10 protein-coding genes and 2 pseudogenes are annotated in these 10,590 nt (G+C 71.4%); 7 read left to right on the top strand and 5 right to left on the bottom strand.

Going from position 1 to position 10,590, the window contains the following annotated elements; genetic code table 11:
* Positions 1-322: 322 nt before the first annotated feature.
* The gene (lexA, locus tag AB0I76_RS14150; protein WP_357034476.1) at positions 323-1,105 is read right to left on the bottom strand and encodes a transcriptional repressor LexA; all 783 of its coding nucleotides are present in this window, start codon (positions 1,103-1,105) and stop codon (positions 323-325) included.
* A gap of 551 nt (positions 1,106-1,656) precedes the next feature.
* On the opposite strand from lexA, the gene nrdR reads away from it, so the two are divergent.
* Together nrdR and AB0I76_RS14140 are read left to right on the top strand one after the other, a co-directional pair.
* On the top strand, positions 1,657-2,172 hold the full coding sequence (nrdR, locus tag AB0I76_RS14145) for a transcriptional regulator NrdR (protein WP_357034474.1): 516 nt from the start codon (positions 1,657-1,659) through the stop codon (positions 2,170-2,172).
* A gap of 67 nt (positions 2,173-2,239) precedes the next feature.
* Positions 2,240-5,128 (top strand): vitamin B12-dependent ribonucleotide reductase, encoded by a 2,889-nt coding sequence (locus tag AB0I76_RS14140; protein ID WP_357034472.1) that lies wholly within the window; start codon positions 2,240-2,242, stop codon positions 5,126-5,128.
* Between the two features lie 967 nt (positions 5,129-6,095).
* On the opposite strand, the gene AB0I76_RS14135 is transcribed toward AB0I76_RS14140, so the two are convergent.
* Positions 6,096-6,416 carry a TraR/DksA family transcriptional regulator gene (locus AB0I76_RS14135; protein ID WP_357034470.1) on the bottom strand — a complete coding sequence of 107 codons (321 nt, stop codon included), beginning with the start codon at positions 6,414-6,416 and terminating at the stop codon, positions 6,096-6,098.
* 118 nt (positions 6,417-6,534) lie between these two features.
* Between AB0I76_RS14135 and AB0I76_RS14130 the strand changes: the two genes are divergently transcribed.
* On the top strand, positions 6,535-6,666 hold the full coding sequence (locus AB0I76_RS14130) for a hypothetical protein (protein ID WP_357034468.1): 132 nt from the start codon (positions 6,535-6,537) through the stop codon (positions 6,664-6,666).
* Positions 6,667-6,741: 75 nt separating this feature from the next.
* Here AB0I76_RS14130 and AB0I76_RS14125 read toward each other — a convergent pair whose 3' ends face one another.
* Together AB0I76_RS14125 and AB0I76_RS14120 are read right to left on the bottom strand one after the other, a co-directional pair.
* Positions 6,742-7,308, bottom strand: a complete 567-nt coding sequence (locus tag AB0I76_RS14125; RefSeq protein ID WP_357034465.1) for a dihydrofolate reductase family protein — start codon at positions 7,306-7,308, stop codon at positions 6,742-6,744.
* A gap of 70 nt (positions 7,309-7,378) precedes the next feature.
* Entirely contained in the window at positions 7,379-7,744 is a 366-nt protein-coding gene (locus AB0I76_RS14120; RefSeq protein WP_357034463.1) for a hypothetical protein, read from the bottom strand.
* Between the two features lie 260 nt (positions 7,745-8,004).
* On the opposite strand from AB0I76_RS14120, the gene AB0I76_RS14115 reads away from it, so the two are divergent.
* Both AB0I76_RS14115 and AB0I76_RS14110 read left to right on the top strand, forming a co-directional pair.
* Positions 8,005-8,985 carry an asparaginase gene (locus AB0I76_RS14115; RefSeq protein ID WP_357034461.1) on the top strand — a complete coding sequence of 327 codons (981 nt, stop codon included), beginning with the start codon at positions 8,005-8,007 and terminating at the stop codon, positions 8,983-8,985.
* A 134-nt stretch (positions 8,986-9,119) separates the two neighbouring features.
* The gene (locus AB0I76_RS14110) at positions 9,120-9,368 is read left to right on the top strand and encodes a DUF5522 domain-containing protein (RefSeq protein ID WP_357034460.1); all 249 of its coding nucleotides are present in this window, start codon (positions 9,120-9,122) and stop codon (positions 9,366-9,368) included.
* A gap of 42 nt (positions 9,369-9,410) precedes the next feature.
* On the opposite strand, the gene AB0I76_RS14105 is transcribed toward AB0I76_RS14110, so the two are convergent.
* A complete protein-coding gene (locus tag AB0I76_RS14105; RefSeq protein ID WP_357034458.1) occupies positions 9,411-10,094 on the bottom strand; it encodes a metal-dependent transcriptional regulator in 684 nt (227 codons plus the stop codon).
* A 97-nt stretch (positions 10,095-10,191) separates the two neighbouring features.
* Here AB0I76_RS14105 and AB0I76_RS14100 point away from each other — a divergent pair.
* Positions 10,192-10,443: pseudogene (locus AB0I76_RS14100) on the top strand (sulfurtransferase); the annotation flags it as partial.
* Positions 10,425-10,590: pseudogene (locus tag AB0I76_RS14095) on the top strand (DUF3363 domain-containing protein); the annotation flags it as partial. The pseudogenes AB0I76_RS14100 and AB0I76_RS14095, both read left to right, overlap by 19 nt.

Here is a 10,590-nt window from a genome sequence, read left to right as displayed (position 1 = left end):
GGACGCTCGTCACCACGCTCGGCGTCGTCCACGACGCCGTCGGACCAACCTCCAAGGACACACCTCCGGACAAATGTGGCAGCCGGGTGGCGGCGGTGCCTACGGTGGCGGCCGGGCGGAACCTCCGCGCCGCAGCCCTGACCCGGAGGCACGCGGTCAGCGGTCGGGTCGGCGGCGTGACGACGGCTACCGCGACGAGCGCGGCGGTTCCTACGGCCAGGTGCCCGGGGGCGACCGCAGCTACCGGGGCGACCGGTACTGACTCGTCCGCACGGATGTTGTGCCCGGGGTGACCGCCGACCGGCGGCCACCCCGAACGGCGTCAGATCCGGCGGAGCACCGCGACGACCCGGCCCATGATGGTCGCGTCGTCGCCGGGGATCGGGTCGAATGCCGGGTTCTGCGGCATGAGCCAGACGTGCCCGTCACGGCGGCGGTACGTCTTCACCGTCGCCTCGCCGTCGAGCATGGCGGCGACGATCTCACCGGAGTCAGCGGTCGGCTGCTGCCGGACGACCACCCAGTCGCCGTCGCAGATGGCCGCGTCCAGCATCGAGTCGCCCTTGACCTGGAGCATGAAGACCTCGCCCTCACCGACGAGCTCGCGGGGCAGGGGGAAGATGTCCTCCACGGCCTGCTCGGCGAGGATCGGCCCACCGGCGGCGATGCGGCCCAGCATCGGCACGTACGCCGGGGTGGGGCGCTGTGCGCGGGACACCTCGTCGTCCATGTCGCTGGGCGCCCGGACGTCCACCGCGCGGGGACGGTTGGGGTCGCGGCGCAGGAAGCCCTTCTTCTCCAGCTCCTTGAGCTGGTAGGCGACGCTCGACGGCGAGACGAGACCGACCGCCTCGCCGATCTCCCGGACGCTCGGCGGGTAGCCGTGCCGGTCGACCCAGGTGCGGATGAACTCCAGGATCCGCCGTTGGCGGGCGGTCAGGTCGACCGTCGTCGGGTCCGGGAAGGCGCTCACCACCGGGGTGACCTGTCGTACGGCCGGCTGCCCGGCCCGGCTGCGCGCGGCGCCGCGGCGTCGGGTGGCCGGCGGACCCGCCTCGGTGATCTTTTGCGGGGTCTTCGGCCGGCTGGCCCGGTCCTCGGTCACGTCCGTCCTCCCTGGTCGGCGCTGGGTGCCTCGGCGGCTCGTGGCGCGTGTGATGTGGTGCCCGGATCGGCGGGGGATCGCCGAAGCCGGTTGTTGATGACCGTATAGGTGAGATCAGTCATTTTCAAACATCTGTACGACCTCGTTCGGCGTGTCGGGGTGAAAATCCGATCGGTTCGTACTCCTGTTCTGATAAATGGTACGTCGGGTCGAACGGCTGTTCGATGGCGGCGGTTCGTCGGCGCCTCCCGACCGGGTGGCCGGTAACCCCCACCGGTGGCGTGGCGTTGGGCTCTCGGGTCGCCCGGAAGGGGGCGTCGCAGGTGACGCGCCGGACACGCCGGCCAACTTGACCTCGGATCGTCGGCGGCATACGGTCGACCCCTAGATGTAGTAGTCACACGGGCGTAAGTCGCCTACAGGTTGGGTTCGACTACCGACCGCACTCCCGTACCGTCGGCACGGCGAAACCATCGGGCGATGGCTCCGCCGTGATGGCGCGTGCCCGGAGGGCGATCGGCGGGCCCGCGGTCGATGGAGGAGGTCGGGCGATGCGGTGTCCGTACTGCCGGCACCCCGACTCCCGGGTCGTCGACTCGCGGGAGGCCGACGACGGCCAGTTGATCCGCCGGCGGCGGTCCTGCCCCGAGTGCGGCAAGCGGTTCACCACCGTCGAGGAGGCGGTGCTCGCGGTGGTCAAGCGCAGCGGGGTGACCGAGCCGTTCAGTCGTACGAAGATCATCGGCGGGGTGCGCAAGGCGTGCCAGGGCCGGCCGGTGGACGAGGACTCGATCGCCCTGCTGGCGCAGAAGGTCGAGGAGACCGTCCGCGCCAAGGGGGCCGCCGAGCTTCCGAGCCATGAGGTGGGGTTGGCGATCCTGGGTCCCCTGCGGGACCTGGACGAGGTGGCCTACCTGCGGTTCGCCAGCGTCTACCGGTCGTTCGACTCGCTCGCCGACTTCGAGCGGGAGATCGAGACGCTGCGGGCCGCCGCACGCGCCCGCGAGGGCGCCGGGGCCGAGGGGGCCGGTGCCGACGTGGCCGGCGCCGCCGGCCGTACACATTGATTTTTGCAGTTTGAGAAGACAGTCGGAACGCGCGGCGGGTGACCGCGCGGACGAGGGGGCGGATGAGATGTCGGGGGATGGTGTGACAACGAGCAGGTCACGGTCGAAGGCTGGCGCGACGGCGGGCCTCAAGGTCGAGCGGGTCTGGACCACTGCGGGGGTGCACCCCTACGACGAGGTCGCGTGGGAGCGGCGCGACGTCGTCATGACGAACTGGCGCGACGGCTCGATCAACTTCGAGCAGCGCGGCGTGGAGTTCCCGGAGTCGTGGAGCGTCAACGCGGCCAACATCGTCACCACCAAGTACTTCCGTGGCGCGGTGGGCACCCCGGAGCGGGAGTGGTCGCTCCGGCAGCTGATCGACCGGGTGGTCACCACCTACCGCACCGCCGGTGAGGAGTACGGCTACTTCGCCAGCCCGGCCGACGCCGAGGTCTTCGCCCACGAGCTGACCTGGATGCTGCTGCACCAGGTGTTCAGCTTCAACTCGCCGGTGTGGTTCAACGTCGGCACGGCGTCGCCGCAGCAGGTCAGCGCCTGCTTCATCCTCGCCGTCGACGACTCGATGGACTCCATCCTGGACTGGTACAAGGAGGAGGGGCTGATCTTCAAGGGCGGTTCCGGCTCCGGCGTCAACCTGTCCCGGATCCGGTCCTCCCGCGAGCTGCTCTCCTCCGGCGGCAACGCCTCCGGCCCGGTCAGCTTCATGCGCGGCGCGGACGCCTCCGCCGGCACCATCAAGTCCGGCGGCGCCACCCGGCGCGCGGCGAAGATGGTCATCCTCGACGTGGACCACCCGGACATCCAGGAGTTCGTGGTCACCAAGGCGCGCGAGGAGGACAAGATCCGCGCGCTGCGCGACGCCGGGTTCGACATGGACCTCGGTGGCGCCGACATCGTCAGCGTGCAGTACCAGAACGCCAACAACTCGGTCCGGGTCTCCGACGAGTTCATGACGGCGGTGGAGAACGACGGCGGGTTCGACCTGCGGGGCCGGCTCGACGGGGCGACGATCGAGACGATCAACGCGAAGAAGCTGTTCCGCAGCATCTCCCAGGCCGCCTGGGAGTGCGCCGACCCCGGTCTCCAGTACGACGACACCATCAACGACTGGCACACCTGCCCGGAGACCGGGCGGATCACCGCGTCGAACCCGTGTTCGGAGTACCTGCACCTGGACAACTCCTCGTGCAACCTGGCCTCGCTGAACCTGATGAAGTTCCTCCGCGCCGACGGTGGCTTCGAGGTGGAGAAGTTCGTCAAGTCCGTCGAGCTGGTCATCACCGCGATGGACATCTCGATCTGCTTCGCCGACTTCCCGACCGAGAAGATCGGTGAGACCTCCCGCGCCTACCGGCAGCTCGGCATCGGCTACGCCAACCTCGGCGCCCTGCTGATGGCCTCCGGCCTGCCGTACGACTCGGAGCAGGGCCGCTCGGTCGCCGCGGCGATCACCTCGCTCATGACCGGCACCGCCTACCGCCGCTCGGCGGAGCTGGCCGGCGTCGTCGGCGCGTACGAGGGCTACGCCCGCAACGCCGAGCCGCACAAGCGGGTCATGCGCAAGCACGCCGCCGCCAACGACGAGATCAAGCCCACCAGCCCGGTGGCCACCGCGATCGTGCGGGAGGCCACGAAGCAGTGGACCCAGGGCAACAAGGTCGGTGACAGGTTCGGCTGGCGCAACGCGCAGGCCAGCGTGCTCGCCCCGACCGGCACCATCGGCTTCATGATGGACTGCGACACCACCGGCGTGGAGCCGGACCTGGCGCTGGTCAAGTTCAAGAAGCTGGTCGGCGGCGGCTCGATGCAGATCGTCAACCAGACCGTGCCGCGCGCCCTGCGCAGCCTCGGCTACCCCGAGGAGCAGGTCGAGGCGATCGTCGAGCACATCGCCGACCACGGCCACGTGGTGGACGCCCCCGGCCTCAAGCCGGAGCACTACCCGGTCTTCGACTGCGCGATGGGTGAGCGGTCCATCGCCCCGATGGGCCACGTGCGGATGATGGCGGCCATCCAGCCGTTCGTCTCCGGCGCCATCTCCAAGACGGTCAACATGCCGGAGGCGGCGACCGTCGAGGACGTCGAGAAGATCTACTTCGAGGGCTGGAAGCTCGGCCTCAAGGCCCTGGCGATCTACCGCGACAACTGCAAGGTCGGCCAGCCGCTCTCGGTGGGCAAGTCCAACAAGGCCGCCGCCGCGGTGGAGGCCGCGCCGGCCGAGGTCGAGAAGGTCGTGGAGAAGGTCGTCGAGTACCGCCCGGTGCGCAAGCGGCTGCCGAAGAAGCGCCCGTCGCAGACGGTCAGCTTCTCCGTCGGCGGCGCCGAGGGCTACCTCACCGCGTCGTCCTACCCGGACGACGGCCTCGGCGAGGTCTTCCTCAAGATGTCGAAGCAGGGCTCGACCCTCGCCGGTGTGATGGACGCCTTCTCGGTGGCCATCTCCATCGGCCTCCAGTACGGCGTGCCGCTGGAGACGTACGTCAGCAAGTTCACCAACATGCGCTTCGAGCCGGCCGGCATGACCGACGACCCGGACGTGCGCATGGCCGCCTCGGTGATGGACTACATCTTCCGTCGCCTGGCCCTGGACTTCCTGCCGTACGAGCGCCGCGCGGAGCTGGGCATCTTCACCGCCCAGGAGCGGGCCGCCCAGCTGCGGGCCGAGGCGGAGGCGGAGGCCAGCGGTGCGGACCTCACCGCGATGGCCGCCTCCGCCCCGGTCGAGGCTCCCGTCGAGCCGAAGACCGGCCCGATCGCCCAGCCGGCGCAGGAGACCGCCGACGTCGCCGCCGCCAAGCCGGCGCCGTCGGTGGGTTCCAGCACCGAGCTGCTGGAGGCCGTGATCGGCAAGGCCGCCGACGCGCCGCTCTGCTTCACCTGCGGTACGAAGATGCGCCCGGCCGGTAGCTGCTACGTCTGCGAGGGCTGCGGCTCCACCAGCGGCTGCAGCTGACGTACGAGCGCGATGAGCCCCGGGCGCTGGAGCGTCCGGGGCTCATCGCTGTGCGTACTGGTGTGAGTCCAATACTGGACTGCCGGCATGGCGACCACACCGCTCGTCGTACAGGATTTCGGTGCGGAGGTTGCGGTGCTCGGCTGAGTCACCGACCCCACCCGCTGTGATTGTTTGGCGTGACGCATGCCTACCCGTACGGTTCCGCTTGCCTACGCAGCAGCGGCGGGTGACGACCACTGTCGAATTGCTCCTGTCGAGCTGAGTCATGCGTGACGTCACGGCTACCCATGCATGAGGTCCGATAGGCGGCACCGATTCATCCATGACATCAGATCGGTAGGGTCCGACCACCAACCGGTCACCTGGATGCCAGCCAGCTCGTACCGATTCCGCACGCCAGCGCGGTCGGGGCGACCGGCGAGCGGCCACGAACCACGGCGACCGGCCGTCGAGCCGCCGGTGCCGCGTAGAAAGCTGCCGCCAAGAGCGACGACGTAATCGAGCTCCTGTTCAGCGGTCCTCGTCGCCGTCGATCGGGCGCGGCGGGCGGTTGTGCCGAGCCTCCACGGCCCGGTCCTTCCGGTGTGGAGCTGTGGCGGCTGTGGCGGGCCGTGGCCGTGCGCGACGAGGCGCGACGAGCTGCGGGCGGAGTTCGACGGTGCTCCCGTCTCGCTCGCGAGCCACATGGGCTCGTACCTCGTCTGGGCCGCCGAGGACCTGACCTGGGTCCCGGCGGGGGCAGCTGCACCGACGGTTCCTCGGGTGGGTCCGGTGAGTGTCCTGCGGCGGGGGGATGAGCGCTTCCACTACAGCGACGGCTCGCACCGGTGGATCCCGCCCGATCCGGACCACGACCAGGAGGTGTGGAACGAGCCGTCATCCGAACGAGACGCGGAGTGCCGGCGGCTGACCGTACGCCCACGGCGACTGCCGTGCCGGAACCCGGCACGGCAGTCGTGGGCCGTCAGCCGGCGTGCTTCTGCTGGCAGGGCACGCAGAAGCGCGCGTGGGGCAGCACCTCCAGGCGTTCGGCGGGGATCGGCGCGGTGCACCGCTCACACGTGCCGTACCGCCCCTCGGCGATGCGGCGCAACGCGTCGGTGATCTGGTCCAGGCTCTGGCGGGTGGCGGCGATCAGCGCGCTCCGGGTGTGGGCCTCGCCCGGGTCGCCGGTGTCCGCGGTGAGCTGCGTCAGCCGCGCGGTGTGCACCTCGAAGTCGTGGGTCAGTGCGGCGCGCAGCGTGTCGAGTCGTTGCCGCTCGTCCGGGTGCAGATGGGTGGTCATGGCGTGAACTCCTCGGGAAAAAGAAAAAGGGCCGAAGCGCTGACGCTTCGCCCTGGTGGCTGGTCGGGATGTACTCGTACCGCGCCACGGAGGACCACGTCCGGTCGGGCTCGGCGGCATGGAGGCCGCCGAACCGGCGGCGGACGGCACGGCGGTGCGCACCACCCGGATCACCGGGGTGGTGGACCACGCGCGGCGGCGGGCGGCAGCGTACGCCGCCGCCGTCACGACGACGGCGCCCGTCTGCTGATCCGACCGAGGCATCCGGCCACCATAGGCCGGGAGCACGAGGAAGCCAATGCCCTTTCCGCAGGCAGCCGCCGCGTCAGCTCCGGACGCGCTCGTGCCGTAGCAGGACCACGCCGTTGCCGAAGGTGCGGGTGCCGGCCAGCCGCAGCGGTCGCCGGTCGCCGTCCGCGGGAAAGAGCGGCCGACCCGCACCGAGAAGCACCGGGTGTACGTAGATCCGGTACTCGTCGACCAGGTCGTGCCGGGCGAACTCGGCGATCAGGTCCGCTCCGCCGAGCGCGAGGTCCCCGCCCGGCTGGGCCTTGAGCCGGCGGACCTCGTTCGGGTCGACCTCGCGGATGACGGTCGCGTTCCAGTCGGCCTTATCCAGGGTGCGCGAGTAGACCACCTTCGGCATGTCCCGCCAGATGCCGGCGTACTCGACCATCGCCGGGCTGCTCGCCGGATCCTGGTCCGCGGTCGGCCAGAACGCGGCCATCAACTCGTACGAGCGCCGCCCGTTGAGGAACCCGCCCATCTCGCGGATCTCGGCGTTGAAGTGCCGGTGCAGCTCCTCGTCGACCTGGTGCCAGCCGAGGTCGCTGTCGGGCCCCTCGAAGTACCCGTCCACCGACACGTTCATGTGCACGACGATCTTCCGCATGGGTTCGTCCTCCCTGTCCGGCCGTCAGGCGGCTCCCGGCATCCCCGTCAGCTGTGACAACGAGAGCCGGCTAGCCGGCGTGCCCACGGACGTCCCGGGACAGGTTGGCAGACAGCGTGAGACTCGTCAGCCCACGCGGCGGTACGTCGACCTCGGCGACCTCGCTGCCGCCCTCGATCAGGGGCGACGAGGCGGTCACCCGGACGCGCTCCGGTGCGGTGAGCGACACCGTCATGGTGGTGACGCCACGTTGGTCGGTCGTGCCGGTGCCGAGCGGACGACCGTCAAAGGTCGTCGCGGTCACCCGTACGCCCTCGGACGTGAGCGCGAAACACTCGGCTCCGGCTGCCGTGCAGGCGCTGAGGCGGAGTTCCACCTCGAGGGTCGTCGTCTCGTCGGTGCCCGAACAGCCCGCCACCAAAAGAGCAGCCGCCACCGCCGGCACGATCCATCCGCGCCCGACCACTATCTCCTCCGCCCGGAGCCGGATCGACGGAAGGCTCCTGTCCGGGGACCGTACCGTCGGGTGCGCTGACGCGCGGTCCCCCGGGGCGTGACCCCGCACGGGGTCAGTGACATCGGGGCAGGTCGCGACGGTGCGGACACCCCGATGGCCGGGACATCGAGTGGATCAAGCCCTGGGACGGGGGCTAGGGTCAGCCGGACCGCGATCCGGAGCGGCGTACGGGAGGTCCGATGTCCCTGGCCCTGTTCACCCTCGGCGGCACCATCGCCATGGCGGGCGCCGACCGGGGAGTCGTCACCCGGCTGACCGGCGAGGACCTCACCGCCGCCGTACCCGCCCTGGCCGAGATCGGGCTGCCCCTGGACGTACGCGACGCGCACGCGGTGCCCAGCGCCGACCTCACGTACCGCCAGCTGCTCGACGTGGTCGACGCCGCCTCGCGGGCGGTGACCGCCGGCGCGACCGGCGTGGTGGTGACCCAGGGGACCGACACGCTGGAGGAGACCGCGTTCCTGGCCGACCTGGTCTGGCCGCACGACGCGCCGCTGGTGTTCACCGGCGCGATGCGCAACCCGACCCTGGCCGGCGCGGACGGGCCGGCGAACCTGCTCGCCGCCGCCCGGGTCGCCGCCGCGCCGAGCGCCCGTGGCCTCGGCGTGCTCGTCGCGGTCAACGACGAGATCCACGCCGCCCGCTGGGTACGCAAGACGCACAGCACCAGCACCGGCACCTTCTCGTCGCCGAACGCCGGCCCGGTCGGGCACGTGATCGAGGGTCGGGTGCGGGTGCTGGCCCGGCCGGAGCGTCGGGTGCCGCTTCCACGGGTCGACCCGGGCCGTCTCGACGCCACCCGCGTCGCGTTGCACACCGCGACCCTGGACGACGACGCGCTGCTGCTCGGTGGTGTCGCCGACGCCTGCCACGGCCTGGTGGTCGCCGGCTTCGGCGTCGGGCACGTCCGGCCGGCGCTCGCGCCGGTGCTGGGTGCGCTCGCCGAGCGGATGCCGGTCGTGCTGACGTCCCGCACCGGCGCCGGGTCGGTCCTGCGGCACACCTACGGCGCAATCGGCTCGGAGACGGACCTGCGACGGCGGGGGCTGGTCGACGGCGGCCTGCTCGATCCGTACAAGGCGAAGGTGCTGCTCCGGCTGCTCCTCGCCGCCGGCGTGGATCGCGACGGGGTCGTGGCCGCCTTCGCCGACCACGGTTGACGTGGTTGATCCACTCGCCTTCACCGAAACCGGGGTGTCCCGCGAGCGACGACACCCCGACTTCAATGACGCCGAGTGGATCAAGCGGCCCGCCCGCCGCGGTCGCGCCCTGACCGGTCCCTAGACTGGCCCGGATGACCGGAGAGCGACGACCCCTGGCCGGCCGGCCGCTCACCGAGCCGCACCCGTCCCGCCTCGCGCACGACCACCCCGATCGGGAGCGGATCGTCGCCGCGCACACCGCCGCGCTGGCCGCCGGTGAGGCCGGCTACCCGGACCCGGCGACCGGCCTGTTCGTGCTCAGCGCGGGGTTCCTGGCCCGGCGTGGCACCTGCTGCGGGCGCGGCTGCCGGCACTGCCCGTACGTCGACGACCCGACCTGACGGCCGGGCCGCAGCGGGAACGGCCGGGCCGCAGCGGGAACGTCAGCCGGCGGCGACGAAGACCCGGGAGGCGACCTCGCGCGGCAGCCGGACCCGGTCGCCGGAGCGGTCGATGGAGACGCCGTCGCGTTCCTGGGCGACGGTCACCGTGGCACCCGGGTCGACCCCCGCCGCGTGCAACTGCCGCAGCACGTCGGCGTCCGTCTGCACGCTCTCGCAGATCCGCCGGACCACGACCGGCCCGGACAGGCCGGGGAACGCCAGGTTGCGCTCACCCTCGGCCGCCTCGGCGGCCGGCCCGGGGGAGCCCAGCTCCTCCAGCCCCGGGATCGGGTTGCCGTACGGCGAGCGGGTCGGCCGGTTGAGCAGGTCGTAGACCCGCTTCTCGACCGCGTCGCTCATCACGTGCTCCCACCGGCAGGCCTCCTCGTGGGCCTCCTCGTAGGGCATGCCGATGACGTTGACCAGCAGCAGCTCGGCGAGGCGGTGCTTGCGCATGACCGAAACGGCGGCGCCGCGGCCCTCCGCCGTGAGCGCGAGGTGGCGGTCACCCTCGACGGTGAGCAGGCCGTCCCGCTCCATCCGGGCGACGGTCTGGCTGACGGTGGGGCCGCTCTGCCGGAGCCGTTCGGCGATCCGGGCGCGCAGCGGTGGCACCCCCTCCTCTTCCAGCTCGAGGATGGTGCGCAGGTACATCTCGGTCGTGTCAACCAGATCATGCTTCACGTCAGTGGCCCTCCGGTGCACGATGCTACCCCGCGCGACCGACGACGCCCGCTGTCGAACCGCGAGGCCCGCACCCGGATGGTGTTGACTGGTCGCCATGTCCGGTACCGAAGATCTCCTCGTGGAGGCCGACCGGCTCGCCGTCGAGCTGGACCGCGCCGACCCGCCCACCGTGCTCGACGTCCGCTGGCGGCTGATTGGCCCACCGGGGCGGGACGACTACGCGGTGGCCCACCTGCCCGGCGCGGTCTTCGTCGACCTGGACACCGAGCTGTGCGGCCCGCCGGGCGCCGCCGGTCGGCACCCGCTGCCCGACCCGGCCGCGCTCCAGGCCGCACTATCGTCGGTCGCGTGGCTGCTAAGGGTCTGGCCGACGAGCTGCACGACCGCGGCTATCTGGTCATCGACGGGTTGGACGGCAAAGCCCACTACGTCGCGTTGGACGCCCGCGACGAGCTGGCGAACTATCCCATCGGCGCGGTGGTGGAGGTACGCG

This window comes from Micromonospora sp. NPDC049799 (genome assembly GCF_040656655.1).
Taxonomy (GTDB): domain Bacteria; phylum Actinomycetota; class Actinomycetes; order Mycobacteriales; family Micromonosporaceae; genus Micromonospora.
This window is presented reverse-complemented; position numbering and strand designations above follow the sequence as displayed.